This window comes from Echinicola sediminis, from assembly GCF_054777495.1.
Genome location: NZ_BAAHAP010000013.1, coordinates 17580 through 38913 on the forward strand (window position 1 = coordinate 17580; position 21334 = coordinate 38913).

The window sequence follows — 21334 nt, forward strand, 5'->3', positions numbered from 1 at the left end:
ATAAAAATACGTGTTTTTACCAGTCCGGAAGACTTTTGTCCGGCCTTTTGGTCGGTTTTTTTCTCGTTTGCTGGATGTACTGCATTTCAGCGTTGTTCATGGCATCCAGGATTTGTTGGGCCTGTTCCGGGGAAATGTTCATCTGCTGCAATTTCTGCTTGAGCTCTTCCATGGCTTTTTGGCGTTCGGTCAGGTCACTTTCCTGAGTGGATTTTTCGTCCATAGGCTCTTCCCGGTTTGATTTTTCTCCCCGTTTTTCATCCATTTTGTCCGACTCCTGGGCACCATCTTCTTGGGTCTGCTCTTCACCTTGCCCGTCTTTGGATTCTTTTTCCTGTTGCTGCTGATCCTGCTGTTGCTGGTCCTGGTTTTTTTCCTGATCCTGCTGCTCTTGGTTTTCCTTTTCCTGATCATCCTTGAGCTTTTCCTTTAGGGCGTTCAGCTTGGGGTCATCGGGGTATTTTTGCAGCCCTTCACTGAGTGTTTGGCCCAATTTGCCATAGTCGCTGTTTACATATTCCTTGGCAGCTTGGTTAAAATAAGTCATGGCCGTTTGGGCATCAGCAGCGGAAGTCCCTAAAACGATTAGGAAAAGGGTTGCGGAAAAGATGTATAGATTAATTTTCATTGATCTCATTGATATCGCCTAGGTTCTTTATAAACTCTTGATAGTGGGAAACAGTTTCATCGATTTCAAGGGCTTTGTTCATAAGGTCCAGTGCCTCCTTGAATTTGAACTGATCCACCAGCTGATCTGCCTGTCCTTTCATGCGCTTGGCATAGTTGGAAGGCTCGGGCTTGTCCTGATCTTGGTCGTCCTGCTGGTCCTTTTGCTGATCTTCGTTGTCTTCCAGCCAGCGGGCCAACAATTCATAGTTGTACCGGGCGATTTCATTGGAGGGATCTTTGATCAAGGCGGCTTTGAAGGCTTCAAGCGCTTCCTGGTATTTTTCTTCGCGGCCAAGAAGTACGCCGTTTTGATTGGAAGCTGATGAGGCTATGTTTTTCTTCGAGGAGCCTGTCAACTCCATGAACTTTTGCTTTGCATCCTCCTCCTGTTCGTTGAACTGATAGCTGAGGGCAAGGTCAAAATGGACTTCTTCCTCATTGATGCCGTATTCATTTAATAAGGCTAGGTGCTGCCTGACAGCTTCTTCGTAATTGGCTTCGGTATAATTCCGGGCCGCCAGGTCGATAGCATTGTTCCTTTCGGAAATTTGGCTCCAAGAAGTGGGGATGAGTAGAAAAGTAGTCAGGATAATTTTATTCATAGCAAACACAGGCTTTCTGAAGATTACATACTGATGGTTCGCAATGGAAGGATCATGTCCAAAAGGGCAAGTCCAAAAGCAACCAACAGGAAGAAGAAATATTTGTTGGCTGAGGCTTCCACAGTTCTCGAGCCGGTTAAGGTCCCTTCGATTTTTTCAATGGCAGAAATCAATTGAGGTACTTCCTGAATTTCATCACTGATCTCAAAATACTGGCCATTGGTTTCATTGGCAATTCTTTTTAGCGTATTGGTGCTCAGTTTACTCACTGCCGGGCTGTTGGTAGCCTCGTCCATTATGATCCCATTACCTTTTGGGATGGTGCTGCCTTTGGCAGTTCCTACCCCCAAACTGAAGACTCTGATGCCTTCATCAGTCAGTTCATTGAGGATGTTGTCCAGATTATCCCCAAAGTTTTCCCCATCACTGATCAGTACAATGGATTTTGACTTGGGATCTTGGTTTTCATCGGAGCGGAACTTTTGTGAGGCCAATGCCAAGGGGGCGGCAATGTCGGTGCCATAATTCGGTACCAATCCGGTATTCAGGCCATCAAGGTGGAGCTGCAAGACATTCTGGTCAAAAGTCAAGGGGCACTGGATAAAGGCTTCCGAACTGAAAATGATCAGGCCTATCCGGTCGGTACTGAAATTTTTGATCAGGTTTTTCAATTCAAACTTAACCCGCTGCAACCTGGAGGGGCCGATGTCCTCAGCATTCATGGACTGGGAGAGGTCAATGGCCACAAAGATGTCCTTTCCTTCCTGCTTGATCTCTTTGGTGGCATTGCCCACGGATGGGCCGGCAAGTGCCACCAAAAACAAGAGGAAGTACGCCAACCGAAGCCCCATTTTCATGAGCAGACGGTGTTTTTTGACTTTCAACTTTTTGTTGATAAGATAGAAACGGAAAAGATAGACCGAATACAGCAATGTGAAAACCACTGCCAAAATTACTAGTAAAGTAACATTAGGATATGCCCAAATCATGCCTTGAAATTAGGAATTTTAATTCAAAACGAAAGAATGGCCGCTAAATTATTACAGCGAAGCTAGACAACCAAAAATAGTCTCCAAGATGAACTTATTATCCCTTTGGAGGAGGTAAATAATACCAATAATTTCATTATCTTAATGATCAGTTTGTAATTGGGGTAATGGTCTCGGCGGCTACTTTTAACCCGAAATATACATTAGCGTATGTGTTACGGACTTAAAATGCTTTATAATCAGTCACTTTACTGCTGTTTTCTTGCATTTTCGGCCCTTCCTGGCAGTCGTCGGGACAGGCTCCTACAATCGCTAATGAATATCCGGGTTTAAGATGATAGCTGAATTTTTGCCCATATTAACGCGTTAAATGAAGTTCACCCAAATTAGCTTGTTTTTTTTCTCGGCCATGCTAGTAACTTTCCTTCAGGGAAGGGCTCAGCAGCTATTGCTGATCAAAGGGGTGGTGAGTGATGCGGAAACTTCTGAAAAGCTTTCAGGTGCTGCAGTATATTGGGAAGGAAGAGAAAACGAAGGAGTGATCAGCGATCTGAAAGGGGAGTTTTGGCTAGAGGTGGAAAAGCTTCCCGTCAATTTGGTGGTTTCTTTTATCGGATATGAGAAAAAGATCATTCAGCTCAGCAATCCATCCATTGGGGATCCTCTTGAAATCCAGCTTCAGGCAACCGCGCAAAGTCTGGCGGAGGTGGTCATTGAAGGAGGAAGGGAAATGTCGATAGTGGAAAGTGTGGCCATGGGGAAAAGTAAACTGGATATGGGAACCTTGAGCAATATACCCTCGCTATTTGGGGAGGTGGATGTGCTGCGAAGTTTACAGTTGCTTCCGGGAATTCAAAATGCCGGAGAAGGATCGACGGGACTTTTTGTCAGAGGAGGTTCCTCGGACCAAAACCTGGTTCAGCTGGATGGGGCCCCCGTTTATAATCCCTCGCATTTTTTCGGTTTCTTTTCGGTATTCAATCCGGACGCCATTGAAGAGGTGGAATTATATAAGGGAAACATTCCGGCTACTTTGGGTGGGAGGCTTTCATCCGTAGTGGATTTGAAAATGAAAGAAGGCAATACCGAAAGATTACGAGGAAAGGGAGGTATAGGCACCATCAGCTCTAAACTTGCACTGGATGGGCCATTGTTTTCGGAGAATTCTTCCTTTATGCTTTCTGGCCGGAGGACTTATGCGGATATGTTTTTAAAGCTGTCCAATAATGAGGATATCAAAAATAATAAACTTCACTTTTTCGATCTGGGAGCCAAATTGACATTTCGGCTTTCCGAAGATGATAAGCTGTCCCTATCCTCCTACAACGGGCAAGATTACCTTAGAGCAGGAGATTTATTTGGTTTCGGCTGGAAAAACTGGATTAATACAGTGGTATGGAACAAGACCTTAGGGGAACAGGCTCATTTGGACCTGAATGGCTATTATTCAAGGTACAGTTATCTCATTCATATTATGGATGAAGAAAATGGTTTTAAATGGAACAATTTGATATCTGAAGGAGGGCTAAGAGGGGTTTTGGGGCTTAGGCCTTTGGATAACACACTTCTTGAGATGGGTTTTCATTCGAGGGTTTATCATTTTTTTCCCGTGGACATGGAGGCTGACCCCGGAAGTAAGGTGGAGCCGGTAAATACCCATCCCAAAAACGCCCTGCAAAATGATGTGTTTATTTCAGCAGAGATTGACCTTAACCAGCGTTTAAAATTAGAAACCGGCTTAAGGTGGAGCTTATATCATCAAGTAGGAAGAGGGGTGAGGTATATCTATGAGCAAGAGCCTACCGATCAGCCAGAGGGTATTGTGGACACGGTTTACTATGACCGGCTGAAGTCCATTAAATTTTATAATGGTTTGGAGCCAAGATTGGCATTGCGTTATAGAATTTCCGATCATTTGTCCTTCAAAACAGCCTTTAACAGGAATTTTCAGTACCTACAAGTGGCATCCAACAATTCTGCGGGCCTTCCGATCGATAGATGGGGCTTGGCCAATCATGACCTTCCCCCAGTGAGGGTGGATCATTTTTCGGCAGGACTTTATAAACTCCTAAAAGAAGGGACCTGGGAGGCTTCTATTGAAGGATACTACAAGGACTATAAGGATATTATTGATGTAAGGCCGGGAGGGGATGTGCTTTTTACGGACAATATTGAAGCACAGGTTTTACTGGGGGATGCCTGGGCTTTCGGGGGAGAATTTCATTTAAAAAAGAAAAAAGGAAAAACCACGGGATGGTTGGGATATACTTATTCCAGAACTTTTCGGAAAGTACAGGGTATAAGTGAGGGCGAGGCCTATAATCCAAGGTATGACAGGCCCCACGATATTTCCCTGGTGTTGCACCACGAATTCAATGAGCGGCTATCCTGTAACCTGACCTTTGTCTATGCCACAGGCCAGGCAGTGAGCTTTCCCATCGGGGCGTACCATGTGGACAATCAAGAAATTCCTCTTTATGGCCCTAAAAGAAACAAAGACCGCTTTCCTGATTATCACCGCGCGGATGCATCTGTAACCATTAAGAGTAAAGATAAAGGCAAAAACTGGCGTAGCAGCTGGAATTTTAGTATTTACAATCTGTATGGAAGAAAGAATCCCTATTCCTATCAGTTCATAGATATCGTGAACAATGATATCAATTACGATTCCTCTTCTGGAGAACCGGTTTACTCTCGAAGGCCTGGAGTGATAAAGACCTATTTGTTCTCCTTTTTACCATCTATCTCTTATGCATTTGAGTTTTGATTTTATGAAAAGGATTTTACTGATCTGTTGGATGGCTATTATGTTTTTTTCCTGTCAGGAAGAAGTTATGCTGGAATTGGATAGGACTGAGACAATTCCAGTGATAGAAGCTTACTGGACGGATAATAGAAGTTTTAACCAAGTCCGGATTACCCAAAGCAAGGATTATTATGATTCTTCCAATTTCAAGACCATAAAGGATGCGGAAGTCTATGTGGTACACCATGAAAGGGAATCCACGATAGACTTTCAATATTCCAACCAAACCGGCTCCTATCTTCCTGTTAAAAATATTACAGGAAGGCAGGGGCAGCATTATTCTCTTCATGTAATTATAGGAGAAAACCATTACCGGTCTGACGGGGTCATGCTAGAGGCTCCCACGATCGATAGTCTGACCTGTAGGTACAAAGAAAAGAGTTTATTGCAATCTGCAGGGTATTTTATAAAAATACATGGAAAGATTCCCTTTGAAAGGGACAATTATTACCGTGCCCGCGTCATAAGAAACGATACACTGCTGAACAGAAGGGATGACTACCTGCTTTTTGACGATACCTTCGGTTCTTCCATTTTGGAAGAAGGCTTTGAACTGGGGATTCCTTTTAGACATGGGGATGAAGCCCGGGTGGCCTTGTTCAGGCTCAATAAGAGTGCTTACGATTATTTACAGGAGTTGTTGGGGCTGCTTTTCAATGATGGGGGGCTGTTTACTCCGGTACCCCAAAATCCCCCAAGTAATTTTGAAGTAGTGGAAGGAGAGGGAATGGTATTGGGTTATTTTATGGTGGCCCCGGTTTTATCTCGATCATTAACAATAGAATAATGGTGAAATGGCCTTAATGGGTGCTTTTTAAATGTCACTTTGTGATTTTTTTGTATTTTTATGCCTTGAATCTCAGGTTTTGGGATGCGAGAACCAATTTACAAGAATTTATTTCAGCCTCATGGTATTGCAAATCAATCCCTTATGGGGGTGTGGGAAATGGGGTGGTTTAGTTTAAAATAACTCCATCATTGGACGAGTCACAGAAGAAATTTATTGAAATTAAAAAAGTAATCAGGGACAAGAACCCTGCATTGCTAAAGTGGGTTCCGGGTTTTGTTGTAAACTATATCCGCAGGATAGCTCATGAAGATGACATCAACCGGATAATGGCCCGATGGGGGCATTTGCAGGGACTTGAATTTGTCAATGCACTGATCGAAGAATTCGGCGTGAACATAGCACTAAAGGGGACAGAAAATATCCCTTTGGAAGAAAGTGTGATATTTGCTTCCAATCATCCGTTGGGAGGACTGGATGGAATCGCTTTTATGTACGCCATCGGTCAGTACCGTCAGGACATCAGGTTTTTGGTAAATGATATTCTGACCAATATCAAAAACTTTGAGCCCCTGTTTATTCCTGTCAATAAGCACGGTAGCCATGGTCGACAGGCTGCCAGGCTGATAGAGGATACCTATGCAGGCGATAATGCCGTGTTGGTTTTCCCAGCAGGACTGGTGTCCAGAAAGCAAAAAGAAGGTATTAAAGACCTGGAATGGAAAAAGAGTTTTATCTCCAAAGCCAAGAAATACAAGAAGAACGTCGTGCCTGTCTATATCAACGGGAAGAACTCTTCATTCTTCTATAATTTGGCCAACCTACGTAAAAAAGTAGGGGTCAAAGCAAATATTGAGATGCTCTATTTGGCTGATGAAATGTTTGGCCAAAAGAACAAAAAAGTGACTATACATGTAGGAAAACCCATTTCTTACAAGTATTTTGATGAATCAAAAAGTGAAAAGGACTGGGCTGAGGAGGTTAAAAACATGGTTTATTCCTTAGCCACAGAAAGTTAAGTTTTTATGCAAGAAATTATTGTCCCAGTAGATAAAGAAATTTTAAAGAGGGAGTTGACACCTGAGCGGTTTCTTCGACATACCAACAATGGGGAGAACCAAGTCTATCTGGTAAACCATCACAATTCACCCAATGTGATGAAAGAAATTGGTAGGCTGAGAGAACTTACCTTTCGTGGAGCAGGTGGAGGCACCGGCCTTCCACTGGATATTGATGAAAATGATACCTGTGAGAACTGCTACGAACAATTGATCGCCTGGAACCCTGAAGAGGAGGAAATCATCGCCGGTTACCGCTTGATTGACTGTAAAAAAGCAGGGTTCAACCCTCATGGTGAGATCAATTTATCCACGGCCCATCTTTTTAAATTTACCGATAAGTTCAAAGCGGACTATTTGCCTCATACCATTGAGCTGGGCAGGTCTTTTGTCCAACCAAAATATCAGCCAAGAAAAGACAACCGAAAGGGGGTATTTTCCTTGGATAACCTTTGGGATGGACTGGGGGCAGTAGTGGTCTTGCATCCGGAAGTTAAATACTTGTTTGGTAAAGTAACCATGTATCCCCATTTCAATGCTGAAGCCAGGGATTTGCTGCTTTATTTTATGAACTATTATTTCCCTGACAAAGAACATTTGGTGGAGCCTATCAACCCATTGGCCTACAAAACGGATGTTTCAAAATTCAATGGTCTTTTTGAGGGTAAAGACTATAAAGAAGGCTACAAGGAACTCAACACCCGTGTGAGGGCTTTAGGTGAAAATATACCGCCACTGATCAATACCTACATGAACCTTTCCCCAACAATGAAGACTTTTGGTACGGCCATGAACAATGAATTTGGAGCTGTGGAAGAAACGGGTATCATGATTACGATTGCCGATATATACGAGAGTAAGAAACAAAGGCATATAGAAACTTACGAGCGGGATAAATTTTACGATAAGAAGGTAGAAGAGTAGGTGCCAAAAAAAACGATTAATTAAAAAGACCATTGAAATTCACTTCAATGGTCTTTTTTTGCTTATAAGCATGAACATCTATTTTTGGCAAGTCAGCCAGCCAACTTTCTAATCAGTCCACCAAAAATCGGCCCATGAAAAGGATAGACTGCATACCAATAAAGTCTCCCCCAAAGCCCTTTTGGCCGAAAACTGGCCGTTTGGGTGAGTGTGCCGTTTTCTATTTTGAATTCCAGCCAGGCATCACCAGGAACTTTCATTTCCGCATACAGTAGGAGGCGTTTTTCCTCTTTTTCAGCATAAAGCACCCTCCAAAAATCGACCGCATCGCCTGCAGAAATAGTGTGTACCTGCGTTCTGCCCCTTCTTAATCCTACACCTCCGACCAGTTTGTCCATAAAGCCACGGATGCCCCATAGCCAGTCGCCATAATACCAACCGGTATGGCCTCCTATCTTCCAGATTCTGTCCATACATGCAGCTTCGTCTTTAACAGGGATAGACCTTTGGTCCTTTAAGCAACCATATTGGGGAACTTGGATAAACTCCGAGATATTTTGTGTGAAACGCCCGCTGACCAGTGAGTCTTTCCAGCTGGAAACTACTTCATGGGTTTCTATTTTTGCAAAGGCCCGGCTTAAAGCGGTCTGGTAATCAGCCGGCTCAATGCCCAGCTTTTCGGCCAATTGGTTCGGTTTGCAGACTACTTCCACCTTCATGCTGTCCACTAAGGCAACAGCAAGTTTGTAGCTGGTGCTGGTTACAAAGAACAGCCAGTAGGAGGACAGCCTTGGAGTCATTACAGGGACGATAAAGATTTTTCGATTTAGTTGCCTGTTTTTGGCATAGCCCAAAAGCATTTCTTTATAAGTCAAGACATCGGGACCTCCAATATCAAAATGCCGGTCATAAGCGTAAGAATTGAAAAGGGACAAATTAAGAAAGCTGATCACATCACGAATGCCGATAGGCTGGCATTTGGTATTTAGCCATCTGGGCGCGATCATCACCGGTAACTTTTCCACAAGGTCACGGATAATTTCAAAGGAAGCGCTTCCGGAGCCAATGATAATGCCCGCCCTTAATGCAGTAAAGTGGTAGGAGCCTTTGGAGAGTTCTTTTTCAACAGCTTGCCTTGAAAGCAAATGTTTAGATAGTTGCTCACTGTTTGCAATTCCTCCAAGATAAATCACATGTTGAACATCCGTTTTTTCCATTTGTGCCCTGAAATTCTGGGCAGTTTCCAGTTCCAAGCTACTAAAATCATCGGAAGTGGACATGGAATGGATAAGGAAGTAGGCCCCATCGATATTTTTAGGAATTGCTTTAAGGGAATCTTTGTTCAGGAAATCCACTTCAACCAGTTCTACTTGGTCAGCAAAGGACTTTGGAATGGTAAAGCGGTTTTTATCTCTGACACAGCAAACCACCTGATGGCCACCATAAACCAACGATGGCAACAGCCTTTTTCCTATGTATCCGTTTGCACCTGTCAATAAAACTTTCATAGTGGAGCGCTCTTTCTTTAAAGACTCTTTCAGCGGAAAAATGTTTGGAAATTCGGAAGCCAAAAGCAGTACCCTTGGATAAATTGATTCCGACTCTATTAACTAACGGACTACCCTGAAGGTGAAGCATATCGATGGAAGCTCCTACTTTTGCCTATTCTCCCGTTGTTTTATAAGTACCTCATTGGGATAGGTGAATTGCCTAACGAGGGCGTTTTAGCTGATCCCGTTGTTGATATTAAAGATAGTGGTCATCTATCCTTTAATTGAAATGATCCTATATTTTCGGTTGGAAACCGCTCCCAATGCACCTTAAGGTACATTGAGAGCGGTCACTCTCCCTGATCAGCTTGATGAAGGACCAGCCTAATTTTAAGGCAGGCTCAAAAAACATGATCAAAGACTGCTTAAGAATGGTTTAGGCGTGATCGTATTCGGATAGGGTTATTTTCAAACCTAGCAATTTATAAAATTCCTTTAAAATGGCCGGATGCCCTGGCCAAGCCGGTGAAGTAACCAAGTTACCGTCTACAATCGCCTTATCCGCTGGGATATCCTTCCAGGTACCTCCGGCAAGTTCTATGTCCGGTCCCACCGCGACATAGGCTGTCAGTGTTCTTCCTTTTAGAACTTTTGCTGCCGTTAAAATCTGAATACCATGACAAATAGCGGCTACTGGCTTGTTTTTGTCAAAGAAGTACCGCGTAATGTCCAGTACTTTCTGATTGAGGCGAATATACTCGGGCGCCCTGCCACCGGCAATGTAAAGCCCGTCGTATCCCGCAGGATCTACCGAATCAAAGTCTGCTGTAATACCGAATTGGTGGCCCGTCAGTTCCTTATAGGTTTGGTCGCCTACAAAATCATGGACAGCAGTGGGAACAGTATCGCCTTTTTTTCTCTCGGGAGCAATGGTGTCAACATGTAAGCCTACAGAAAGCATGGCTTGGAAAGGTACCATGGCCTCATAATCCTCTACATAATCACCCACGATCATTAAAATCTTCTTGGTCATAACAGTAAGGTTATTAATGGTTTAACATCTCTTTTCCTGAAGGTATTAATTTTGAACTGGAACTAAAAGAACTTCTCGTTAAGGTAATTTTATGATAAGGTTTTGTGTGGTATTGCTTGTTATAAAGCCATTGCTGGATTTAGAGAAAAGCTGGGATGGGAGCATGGGAAGTTGGTGGGGAGAGCGGGTTAAGACCGGCTTAAATTTCTAGGATGTTTTGTTGATGGAGGGTTTTTAAACGAATTGACAGCTTAAATAAGTTGTTGTAAAAAATTATAATATGACTTTTTATTAATTGAAAATAATAGTTAAGTTAGGCTTTATTTTAATAAAATAGTTGTTTTAGTGGTTGTGTTTGTTGGAGATTACTTTAAAAAATTAAGAACGTTGAAGCATTTAGTTACCTTCCTTTTGTTGTTTCAGGTCTGTTTTGCCTATGGGCAAAAGTCAAAGAAACCCAATGTACTGTTTATTATAGCGGATGATCTGACAGCTAAAGCAGTATCTGCCTACGGGAATCCTTTAGCAATCACACCTAATATAGACAAATTGGCGTCCGAAGGGACTTTATACAGTAGGGCTTATTGCCAGTTTCCGATTTGCGGACCTTCAAGGGCGTCTTTTATGTCAGGTTATTACCCCCATGCGACCGAGACTTTCGGTTATACCAGTGGACGGGAAAATATAGGCCCAGAAAAAGTCACTTGGTCGCAATTGTTTAAAAACAACGGTTATTATACCGCGAGGGTGAGCAAGATTTATCATATGGGGGTTCCCATCGATATAGAAAAAGGTACAAACGGTGCCGATGATGAGTTGTCCTGGGCTGAGCGATACAATAGCCAAGGGCCGGAATGGACGGCTGAAGGTGAGGCTGAGTTGGTGCAAAACAATCCCTATGGAAAACTGCCTAGAAAAGGCGGCAATGTAATGACCATAGTAAAAGCGGAAGGGGATGATCTGGAGCATTCCGATGGGAAAACAGCAGCAAAGGCTTCTGAGCTCATTCGCCAACATAAGGATGAGCCGTTTTTCTTAGCGGTAGGCTTTGTCCGTCCTCATGTGCCTTTTGTGGCCCCAAAAAGTTATTTTGAGCCTTATCCGTACCAAGAAATGATTTTGCCTCCCAAAGTGGTAGGGGATTGGAATGATATTCCAGCCAATGGCATCAACTATGTGACCAGTGTCAATGCCCACATGTCAGAAGATCAGGAAAAAAAGGCCATAGGCGCTTACTATGCCTCGGTGGCCTATATGGATGCTCAGGTAGGGAAAGTTTTGCAGACTTTGGAAGAAGAAGGTTTGGAGGAAAATACCATCGTAATATTTACTTCTGATCATGGATTCCATCTGGGAGAACACCAGTTTTGGATGAAGGTAAGCCTTCATGAGGAGTCGGCCCAAGTACCTTTGATCATCAAAGTTCCTGGGAAAAAGCCAGCAATGTGCGCATCTTTTTCGGAGCTTATAGACCTTTATCCCACAGTGGCAGAACTTGCAGGTTTGGAATTGCCCAATGCTGTCCAAGGAAAAAGTTTGGTCAAAACCTTGGATGATCCAAGCCACAAAGTCAGGGACATGGCTTTTTCAGTTTCCAGATGGAGGGGCAAGGATATGTTTTTGCTAAGGAATGAAAAATGGGCTTTTATCCAATACGAGGAGGACGGTGCAGGTGGAATGGAGCTTTTTGATATGGTAAATGATCCGCAACAATTTAATAACCTGGCATACAATCCCCAATATGAAAAAGCAGTGGAAAGCTTTAAAAGCAGCTTAAAGCAAAAACTTGCAGAGGTAAGGGATAATGACCTGGGAAAGACATATTGATAAGAACAAATCCTATAAGACAAAATAAGCAAGCAAATTATGTATAAGAGTATTTTATGGGCCGTATTGGTCTTGGCATTCTTTTCCTGTGCCAAGCCGAAAGCACAAAAGCCGCCGAATATCGTGATCATCGTATCCGATGACCATACCCGCCAAGCCATCAGCGCATACGGGAGTACCATCGCCAAAACCCCGAATATTGACAGGATCGCCAATGAAGGGGTATTGTTCAACAACGCTTATGTAACCAATTCTATTTGCGGTCCCAGCAGGGCAGTTTTGTTGACGGGAAAATACAGCCACAAAAACGGATTTCGAAGAAACTCTGACAGCAAGTTTGAATCTGATCAAGACCAGTTTGTAAAGCACTTGCAAGCTGCGGGTTATCAAACGGCTTGGATCGGGAAATACCACCTGGGGGAAGATCCCCAAGGATTTGATCACTTTGAGATCCTTCCCGGACAAGGCTTCTACTTCAATCCTGACTTTATTGTGAAAGACAGCGGAAAGGTCAATAGAATAGGTTATGTCAGTGACTTGGTGGAAGATGCCGCAGAAGACTGGTTGGATAAGCGGGATCAGGATAAACCTTTTTGCCTGGTGATTGGCCATAAAGCCACCCACAGAACCTGGATGCCTGACCTACAGGATATGGACATGTACGATGAGGTCACTTTCCCACTTCCTGACAACTTCTATGATGACTATGAGGGGCGGCAAGCTGCCATGGAACAGGATATGACCATAGACAAAACCATGATCATGGGTTATGACCTCAAAATGTTTGAAGACAGCCTTGGTGACCGTAATATCACCCGGATGACTCCAGAGCAAAAAGCCAAGTTTGATGCGCATTACCGACCCATCTATCATGAACTGAAGGCAAAGAACCTGGAGGGGAGAGATTTGGTAGAATGGAAATACCAGCAATACATGAGGGATTATCTGGCTACTGCTGAATCCATGGATAGAAATATCGGCAGGACGTTGGACTATTTAGAAGAGCACGGTTTGGATGAAAATACCATTGTGATCTATACTTCCGACCAAGGGTTTTACTTAGGAGAACACGGATGGTTTGATAAGCGCTTTATGTACGAGGAATCTTTCAGTACACCAATGATGATGCGTTATCCAGGAGTGGTAAAAGCCGGAACCACTTCTGACGCTATGGTGATGAACTTGGATATTGCACCTACTGTTTTGGAGGCGGCTCAAGTGAAAGTTCCAGAAGACATGCAAGGCGTTTCCATGCTACCGGCCTTGACAGGAAAAACTGAAAGTCAGCGGGAAGCACTCTATTATCATTACTATGAAGTGGGCGAGCACAGCGTATCCCCGCATTTTGGAGTGAAGACTGACCGGTACAAGATTATTCGTTTCTATGACCAAGTGGAATCCTGGGAGCTGTTTGATCTGGAGAAAGATCCAAAAGAAATGAAAAATGTATATGGTGAAGAGCAATATCAACAGATACAGAAAGAGATGAAGGAGAAGTTGGAAGCTGCCATCAAGAAATACGAGGACAAGGAGGCTGAGGAGATTTTTCATCAAGATATTTCCTCTCCGGAAATTAGAAAGAAATAAGTGAGATGACAGGATTGAGCGTGTAAAAATGCTGAAATAGACAAATGAGAAACGAGTCTGCACAAAGTGTAGACTCGTTTTTGTTAAAAAGATAAGGTTTTGAAGGTAATATTTTTTGTGTCTTGTCTTTTGTTTTATTTTTAGCAGTCGATTTGGTTTTTCTTAAGAGGAGGAGTTCCAGTTTTATTTCCCTATTTGTTTGATTATCGTCTTTGCTTTAGGGAGAGCATCTCCTTGATCGGAAAAGAACCATTTACCAATTAAGCCAAAATTACTTTATGAAAAATATCAACAGATTATTTGTCCAAGTGTTCGCAATGCTATTGGGAATAGGAGTGTCAGCTTGTGCTAGATCCCATAGTGAGAATGCCAATAAAAGAGATGGTGAAAAGCCTAATGTGATATTGATCAATGTAGATGACCTGGGCTGGAAGGATCTGGGCTTTATGGGAAGTGATTATTATGAAACACCCAATATCGATCAACTCAGTAAGGAGGGCTTGGTTTTTACCAATGCCTATGCAGGGGCATCCAACTGTGCTCCATCCAGGGCCTGCCTGATCAGTGGACAATATGGGCCCCGACATGGTGTCTATACCGTAAGCCCATCGGATAGGGGGAACGAAAAAACCAGAAGGATTATTCCGGTCGAGAATGTGGATGCACTTCAGGATTCCCTATTTACCTTAGGGGAGATGTTCAAGGCCAATGGTTATGTGACGGCTAGTGTTGGCAAATGGCATGTAAGCGAAGATCCGAACCTTATGGGGTTTGATGTTAATGTAGCGGGAAGCCACATGGGAAATCCTGGAAGAAAGGGGTATTTCAGTCCTTATAATGTAAAGCATTTAGAAGATGGTCCTGAAGGGGAGTACTTGACAGATCGCCTGACAGACGAAGCGATAGGTTTTGTGAGAGATAATAAGGAGAAACCATTTTTCTTGTATTTGCCCTTTTATACCGTGCATAGTCCTTTGATGGGCAAGCCAGAGCTGATTGAAAAATTCAAAGCAAAGCCGAGCTCTGATGGCCAAGGAAATGCGGTTTATGCGGCAATGGTCTATTCCATGGACCAAAATGTCGGCAGGCTACTGGAAGCACTAAAGCAAATGGGCTTAGAGGAAAACACGGTAGTGATTTTCACTTCCGATAACGGAGGTATCCGGAAAACTTCTGATCAATATCCTCTTCGGGCAGGCAAGGGTTCCTATTATGAAGGAGGGATCCGCGTTCCGTTGGTAATGAAGTATCCTGGCCGAATAGCGAAAGGAAAGAAAAGCGAAAGTCCTGTAATGCAGCTGGATCTTTTCCCTACCTTACAGCGCATCATAAGTGCGGAAAACATCAGTCAGCATCTGGATGGGCAGGATTTAAGTGAGTTGTTTTTTGATGGGCAGGAGCTTTCCGAACGTCCTTTGTTTTGGCATTTCCCCATATATTTAGAAGCTTATGATGCCAAATTTGACCAAGCAAGAGATCCCCTTTTCAGGACCAGGCCAGGTTCAGTTATACGTTTGGGCAAATGGAAATTGCATGAATATTTTGAGGATGGCGGGATAGAACTGTATGATTTGGACAAAGACCTTAACGAACAGCATAATGTAGCCGAAGAATTTCCTGAGAAGACCGAAGAACTCTATAATAAACTTCGTGAATGGAGAGAAGCCACCAAGGCGAAGGTTCCAACGGAAACAAATCCTGCGTTTGATGCAGATTTTGAAGCGGGGCTGGTTAAAAAACTAATGGAATAAAGCAGAAAAAGCAATGATGAAAAAGGGAATCCTAAGTGTTTTGATGTTATTCCATGCTTGCTGCCTATTGGCACAGGAGCTGGAGTGGTATGATCCATTGGATGCAAATAAGACGGTTTTGGAAGGCCAAGGCTGGGATAATATCGGTTATAATAGGCTGCCAGATGATGCTGAAGGAAAAGTACGTCCGGCGGTTTGGAAATTATCCAGGGATGCAGCGGGTATAATGCTGCGGTTTGTGACCGATGCCTCAAAGATACAGGTTAAGTTTATTCCCGGAGAAGGCTTGCAGATGCCACACATGCCAGCAACAGGTGATAGCGGTCTGGATCTCTATACCAAAGATAAAAAGGGCCGGTGGAACTGGATTAGAGGAGCTTTTAGCTTTGGGGATGATCAGGTGAGCTATACTTTTTTTACCCCAAACAATTCCAATATTGCCCGGGAGTACCAACTTTATCTCCCGCTTTATAATAGCGTGGATGAACTTAAGATCGGGGTGGAAGAATCTGCACAATTTGATTTTAAAGAATCAAGACCTGAAGCTCCTATCGTGGTCTATGGAACATCAATTGCACAAGGGGCCTGCGCTTCCCGTCCTGGAATGGCCTGGACCAATATCGTTGGAAGAACCTTAGACATTCCATTGATTAATTTGGGCTTTTCTGGTAATGGGAAACTGGAAGAGGAGCTCATTGATTATATCAAGACCATTGACGCAAAAGTGTTTGTTTTAGATTGCCTACCCAACTTGGGGCCCAATAGTGGATTGGGAGAGGAAGAAATTAAAAAGCGGATTAAATCATCGGTTGTTTCGCTGAGAGCATCCCATCCGGACACGCCTATTTTATTGGTGGAGCATGCAGGTTATAGTGATGGTTTGGTCAATGCCGAAAGAAGGAAGATTTATGCAGAGCTAAATCTATGGATGGAATCGAGCTATAAAGAACTAAAAAGAGAAGGCTTGAAAGATATACACTTGCTGCCCCATAAGAAAATAGGGATGGAGATAGATGATTTTGTGGATGGCACACACCCCACTGATTTGGGGATGCGCCGCTATGCCGATGCCTATGTGAAAAAGTTAAAGAAGATTATCAAGTAATTTGGGAAATGTCCCTGCCAGGGCTGATTCAGGGAGGACTGTCTCTAAGAGTAGGATAACTATAAATTTTTGAGCTTTCTGTCCTCCCTGATTTTGCCGGGGATATTATAATAGGCTATGATTTTTTCAATCAATCCCTCGTGGACATAATGCCATTCGCTGACCTCAAGCCGGAAATCCCCTTGAACGGCCGTGTACCTAACGCAGCCCTTGCTGCCTTCTGTCAGGATATCATGGAGCTCAAACTGATGTCCTAAGAATTTATCCCTGTTGGCTTCGATCAATTCCATATACGAGGCTTTTCCCTGAATGGTCCCATAGGGACTGGTATGGGTAAAGTCAGGGGAGAGAGGAAGCTTTTGGAAGGCTCCCTTTTCCCAAAGGGCAAACCATGTTTCAATAGTTGTTTTTGTATCCATAATGTAAATGGTCAGAGGTTTCTTGATAAAGAATTACATCTGCGTGTCGACATTGGCCGGAAAGGGCTGGGGGATATCATTGAGGTCCTCCTCTAAGTTTTGCCTTAGGTCAATTTCTATTCCTCTGGCAATGGTGGAAATAGGGACATCGTTTGTGGATCCTTCAAAGGGATTTTCTCCGACTCTTCCTATTCTATTCATGGTGTGGAATATCCACATGATGGCCACTGAAAATGGAACCGATAACCAAATCGACCAATCCTGTATCCCGTGAAAATTAGCTTCCAACTGTGCACCAATGTCTTCAAACTGGGTGGCTATGGCCAAAGGTAGGGATAAAATGAAGATCCAAGTAAAGTATAAAAGAATAGAGGCAAATTGCCGGGGGTAAGGGAAGTTTTTGATCCTTTCTGATTTTCCTTGATGGTTGAAAAGTTCTTCCAAAACATTGTTCAGTTTCAGATGGGAGAATGCCCATAGAAGTCCCTGTTCCTTGAGTTGCTGTAGGTGTTGGGATTGGAGATAAAGGATTGCAGTTTGTTTATTGTCTTTTTTTTCGATGTAACTTAGCTCTTCTTTAGAAAGGTACGGGGCTATTGCTTCCTCAAAGGGAACGTGAAATTCAGGAACGTAGATTTTTTTTGCCCACTCTTTATTGGTATACTCCTTCATTACATATTCCCATGGTTTTGGCTGCCGCATGGCGTAGCGGAGAGCCGTCATCCAAGCGATGTGTCTGTGAATAAGGATTTTTTTCTGGCGTTGGAGTTCTTTATCGGCGACAGGTTCGAGTGCCTGTTCATTGTTGAGAAAGGTTTTTGTCATCATCCCAAAGGTTCTGGAAGAGTTGACAATGGCTCCCCAAATTTGACGGGCTTCCCAGATCCTACCATAAGCGGAATTACTCTGGAAACCGATGATGAAGGCTACTGCGGTACCGATCAGGGCAATTGGGGTAAAAGGAATCCTTAGGGCTTTACCACATAGATTAAACAGTAAAACTTCCAGTAGAGCAATGGTGATAAATATTCCTGTTTCGTACCTGGTCCATAAGGCCATTGACTTGAAACTATAGACTTTTTTTGTATACATGAGTTAAAATAATGAGGTGGATGGATGAAATCAGTTTTCAAAAACTAAGGGCTTATTTCCTCAAAATAAAAATAAATCAACAAGAATGAAAGAACTCGCCAGCGGAGTCCCTGTTTTGGTCAAAAAAGCTGTAGTGTGGGGAATTAAGGTAGGTTAAAAAACGAAAAGACGGCTAATCGCCGTCTTTTCGTTTTTGTTAGCTGAACATTAATGTGCCCTTGGACCGTGCACTTGATTTAATGCCCTTTTTTTCAATGGTTTTTCCCGTTTGACTGTCTTTTACTTTAATGGTATAACTTCCTTTTTGGAAAACCTTCGGCTGGAAACTATTTCCATTGAGTGCCAAATAGTACAGACTATTGTTATTGGATTCGTCAATGACCTCAATGATGGGATTGCTCATGCCATTGACCTTTACCGTAGGAAGCCAGGCAGCTGCTTTTTTGCCATAATTCTCTTCCTGCTTGACCGTAATAGGCCATCCGGCATATTGCCCTTTGGGGTTTTTCAATGGGTGCACATATTTTGGCCAGCATTCCGTAGTGATCGTCCTGTCCTTTTTATTGAAGGAGACGATGCCATAGCCCGTGGCCCGGTCATAAACCAATGCAGGTTCTTCACCTGTGAGCCTAGGGTTGGCCACTGCTTTGACAGTCATTTTGTTTCCAAAGCCATCTTCGAAATTACCGGTATAGGCGGGGGTTTCCTCTGAATGGCTCTCCGTGTCACTTACTGGAGGCCACCATCTTCTTGGCCAGATATTGTTAAGTGACGGCCCCGCAAAGGCATATCCGCCATCACCGTATTGGTCTACACCATATTGGGTAAAGCTGGCCAGGTGTTGGTCCCCAGCAATGTGAAAGGCAAAGCATTTTCGGATTTTGTCCACTGCCTCGTCCCGTCCTTCCTGAGGCCATCCATTGCTGTCCATATCTCCGTTTATCTTATCGCCGGACACGTATTTTCCAGGCTGTGGGATATCCATCTTAGGAACCACTGAATCGTCTTTTGCCTCTGCAGGTAGGGTGGAAACTGTATTGAAAATGGTTTGGGTGACCAGAGATTTCATTTTGACATCTCCATCCCAGTTTTGGGCCCAGTGGTCCAAAAAGGCCAATTGCCTTTCCCCAAGAAGTTGGGCATCCTTTACCCGGTGTTTCTTGATATCAAAATCTGGATTTTGGATCCATCCGTTCCAAACCTGAGCTTCCTCGGGGAGAACATGCTTAGGGGCTGATTTCCATTTGCGGTCTTCCAGAATAGCAAAGCTCACCCCGCCATAAATCCATTCGGTATAATAAACTTCAATGCCTCTTTTGACCGGGGTAGGGTCAAAAGGATCAGGAAGATGGCTGGTCTGGCATTTTTGCACCATATTGACCCACTTTGGAACCATTTTATAGCCTCCTGAATCCTGCGCAGGTGCTCCCCAGCTACCGGAAATGTCGGCCGCTTTACCTTCTTCTCCCCATATATTACCGTGATAAACGTCATGGTCATCAGGGATAATGGCGCAGGGAATATGTCGGAAGACCTCTCTATAGGACCAGCCAAACATCATCCACTTGCGCAGGTAATCCAAGGCTGCTTTGTCTACTGGTGAAGTCTGGATCCCAAAACCTCCTGTTCCTTCATAAAATTGATCCCCAACAAAAAGGGCCAGATCCGGCTCATGACAATTGACATGGACTGGGATTTCAGCATCTGGAAAACCAAAATCACAGTTACAGCTAAATACAGCTGTTTTTACTTCGTCTTTGTTTTTTGGTTCTGCGGCAATAGTCCCTTCATAAGTGTAATACCTGATGTCCGACAGATAAGCAGGGTCTTCACTTTTTATAGGTAAAAGCAGCTTTATGCGATAGGGGACAGCTTCATTGGACAGCCAGTTTTCATGACGGAAGTGGACGGTTCTTGATAAGGGGTCAATGATAGAGGTACCCACTTCCTTCCATTGGCCATTTTCTTTGAATTCGAGTACTACTTTGTGGCCTGAAACTCTCTCAACAGGGGCAAGCTGGCCGGTCAACTTTAATGTGCCTTGATGCAAGGTGTATTGGGCAAAGCATATCGGACCATATTCATGCTCGCTACTGGAAACAAGCTTCGTTCCTGCAATCTTCCAGTTGGAGAAATGTGCCGAGTACGTGCTTTCCTGGATCTCCTTGTACTCGTCTTGTATATTGGCTATGAGTGCCAGGTTTCCTTCCAGTGTTTGGTGTGTTATTTCACTGGTTCCAATAGAATTTCCCAGTGTTGAACCGTTTTCTAAAGTGAGGTTAACCTCTATTGTGGGGTGGATACCCTGGTTGGATACATTTATTTCCAGTGAATATTTGCTGCCGTTGTTTTGGGGTATTTCGGAAAGTTCATTGCCGATTTTTAGCTTACCACTAGTGGTGATGCCAATGTCAAAGCCTTTACCGTGTACTGCTGCGGAGCGGTAATCTTCGAATTTTCCTTTGATACCCAATCGTATCCCGACAAAATTATTGTCCGAAACAGGCAGGTCCTTATTGAGTTCTATGTCAACGGTGCTTGTCAAGGTGCCACTTTCAGCGGTGGCTTGCGTGGTGAGGCAATGTAAAGTTCTATTGGGGCCTGCAACCTGGCAAAGCACTTTTCCTCCTTCGATTTTCCAGTCCTGGAGACGGTTTCCCCAGTATTCGGGGCCTACCCAGTCCATGTCAGGCCAGTTTTGCCAATCACTTTCAAAATGCAGACTGGTGTTTTTGTCGATGATGCTTTTTGCTGTGGCCAGGGGCGAGAAGATGCCCATACTTGGGGTCAATGCTCCCAAGGCCATTATTTTCAGTGATTTTCTTCGTTTCATCTTAAGTCAGTGATTTGAGTTTTTACGTGCTAGGCCCAGAGGCCAATAATAATAGATAAATGTAATAAAAAACAAGCAAAGAAAAGTATATGAAAGAAATTAACTAGGTTTTGAAAATATGAATGGTTGTTATGGCGGATAAATGATTGGGAAGTAAAGCAGACCATCCTTGGCTATTGAGCTGTTTTCAGGGGAGATGTAGAATTGGGAGGGCTTTATTGTATTTGAGTTGGACTTAAGCTTTTCCAGACTTTTTTGAAAGAGCATAAGCCAAGCTAATAACATCTGTGTTAATCCATGTTCATCTGTGGATCCAGAACTTTTGCACTTGATGCCCCCAAAAAAAACTGCTCATTCTTTTT

16 protein-coding genes are annotated in these 21334 nt (G+C 43.5%); 8 read left to right on the plus strand and 8 right to left on the minus strand.

Annotated features, from left to right (window positions below; genetic code table 11):
* Nucleotides 1-16: 16 nt before the first annotated feature.
* Genes ACYVAA_RS05085 through ACYVAA_RS05095 form a run of 3 tightly spaced genes read right to left on the minus strand, consistent with a single transcriptional unit; the run spans nucleotide 17 to nucleotide 2260 of the window.
* Nucleotides 17-628, minus strand: a complete 612-nt coding sequence (locus tag ACYVAA_RS05085) for a hypothetical protein (RefSeq protein WP_460539113.1) — start codon at nucleotides 626-628, stop codon at nucleotides 17-19.
* On the minus strand, nucleotides 618-1271 hold the full coding sequence (locus ACYVAA_RS05090) for a tetratricopeptide repeat protein (RefSeq protein WP_460539115.1): 654 nt from the start codon (nucleotides 1269-1271) through the stop codon (nucleotides 618-620). Before ACYVAA_RS05090 ends, ACYVAA_RS05085 begins: the two co-directional genes overlap by 11 nt.
* 23 nt (nucleotides 1272-1294) lie before the next feature.
* Nucleotides 1295-2260 (minus strand): vWA domain-containing protein, encoded by a 966-nt coding sequence (locus tag ACYVAA_RS05095; RefSeq protein ID WP_460539117.1) that lies wholly within the window; start codon nucleotides 2258-2260, stop codon nucleotides 1295-1297.
* Between the two features lie 370 nt (nucleotides 2261-2630).
* On the opposite strand from ACYVAA_RS05095, the gene ACYVAA_RS05100 reads away from it, so the two are divergent.
* From ACYVAA_RS05100 to ACYVAA_RS05115, 4 genes are all read left to right on the plus strand, one after another.
* Complete coding sequence (locus tag ACYVAA_RS05100; protein ID WP_460539120.1) at nucleotides 2631-5027, plus strand: TonB-dependent receptor; 2397 nt, start codon at nucleotides 2631-2633, stop codon at nucleotides 5025-5027.
* A 4-nt stretch (nucleotides 5028-5031) separates the two neighbouring features.
* Nucleotides 5032-5853, plus strand: a complete 822-nt coding sequence (locus tag ACYVAA_RS05105; RefSeq protein WP_460539122.1) for a DUF4249 family protein — start codon at nucleotides 5032-5034, stop codon at nucleotides 5851-5853.
* A gap of 191 nt (nucleotides 5854-6044) precedes the next feature.
* Nucleotides 6045-6872 (plus strand): 1-acyl-sn-glycerol-3-phosphate acyltransferase, encoded by an 828-nt coding sequence (locus tag ACYVAA_RS05110; protein WP_460539124.1) that lies wholly within the window; start codon nucleotides 6045-6047, stop codon nucleotides 6870-6872.
* Nucleotides 6873-6878: 6 nt separating this feature from the next.
* Nucleotides 6879-7835, plus strand: a complete 957-nt coding sequence (locus ACYVAA_RS05115) for a GNAT family N-acetyltransferase (RefSeq protein ID WP_460539126.1) — start codon at nucleotides 6879-6881, stop codon at nucleotides 7833-7835.
* Nucleotides 7836-7927: 92 nt separating this feature from the next.
* Here ACYVAA_RS05115 and ACYVAA_RS05120 read toward each other — a convergent pair whose 3' ends face one another.
* Together ACYVAA_RS05120 and ACYVAA_RS05125 are read right to left on the minus strand one after the other, a co-directional pair.
* A complete protein-coding gene (locus ACYVAA_RS05120) occupies nucleotides 7928-9343 on the minus strand; it encodes an SDR family oxidoreductase (protein WP_460539129.1) in 1416 nt (471 codons plus the stop codon).
* Between the two features lie 418 nt (nucleotides 9344-9761).
* Complete coding sequence (locus ACYVAA_RS05125) at nucleotides 9762-10358, minus strand: DJ-1/PfpI family protein (RefSeq protein WP_460539131.1); 597 nt, start codon at nucleotides 10356-10358, stop codon at nucleotides 9762-9764.
* Nucleotides 10359-10745: 387 nt separating this feature from the next.
* Between ACYVAA_RS05125 and ACYVAA_RS05130 the strand changes: the two genes are divergently transcribed.
* The 4 genes from ACYVAA_RS05130 to ACYVAA_RS05145 all read left to right on the plus strand — a co-directional run bounded on the left by ACYVAA_RS05130 (nucleotide 10746) and on the right by ACYVAA_RS05145 (nucleotide 16628).
* Complete coding sequence (locus ACYVAA_RS05130; RefSeq protein ID WP_460539133.1) at nucleotides 10746-12185, plus strand: sulfatase; 1440 nt, start codon at nucleotides 10746-10748, stop codon at nucleotides 12183-12185.
* Between the two features lie 39 nt (nucleotides 12186-12224).
* Nucleotides 12225-13772 carry a sulfatase family protein gene (locus ACYVAA_RS05135; protein ID WP_460539136.1) on the plus strand — a complete coding sequence of 516 codons (1548 nt, stop codon included), beginning with the start codon at nucleotides 12225-12227 and terminating at the stop codon, nucleotides 13770-13772.
* A gap of 278 nt (nucleotides 13773-14050) precedes the next feature.
* The gene (locus ACYVAA_RS05140; protein ID WP_460539138.1) at nucleotides 14051-15523 is read left to right on the plus strand and encodes a sulfatase; all 1473 of its coding nucleotides are present in this window, start codon (nucleotides 14051-14053) and stop codon (nucleotides 15521-15523) included.
* 13 nt (nucleotides 15524-15536) lie between these two features.
* The gene (locus ACYVAA_RS05145; RefSeq protein WP_460539140.1) at nucleotides 15537-16628 is read left to right on the plus strand and encodes an SGNH/GDSL hydrolase family protein; all 1092 of its coding nucleotides are present in this window, start codon (nucleotides 15537-15539) and stop codon (nucleotides 16626-16628) included.
* A gap of 59 nt (nucleotides 16629-16687) precedes the next feature.
* Here the strand turns inward: ACYVAA_RS05145 and ACYVAA_RS05150 are convergent, their stop codons facing one another.
* The 3 genes from ACYVAA_RS05150 to ACYVAA_RS05160 all read right to left on the minus strand — a co-directional run bounded on the left by ACYVAA_RS05150 (nucleotide 16688) and on the right by ACYVAA_RS05160 (nucleotide 20972).
* Nucleotides 16688-17047 (minus strand): nuclear transport factor 2 family protein, encoded by a 360-nt coding sequence (locus ACYVAA_RS05150; protein ID WP_460539142.1) that lies wholly within the window; start codon nucleotides 17045-17047, stop codon nucleotides 16688-16690.
* Between the two features lie 33 nt (nucleotides 17048-17080).
* Entirely contained in the window at nucleotides 17081-18139 is a 1059-nt protein-coding gene (locus ACYVAA_RS05155) for a bestrophin family protein (protein WP_460539144.1), read from the minus strand.
* A gap of 196 nt (nucleotides 18140-18335) precedes the next feature.
* Nucleotides 18336-20972, minus strand: coding sequence for a twin-arginine translocation pathway signal protein (locus tag ACYVAA_RS05160; RefSeq protein WP_460539146.1), 2637 nt, complete (start codon nucleotides 20970-20972; stop codon nucleotides 18336-18338).
* Nucleotides 20973-21334 lie beyond the last annotated feature (362 nt).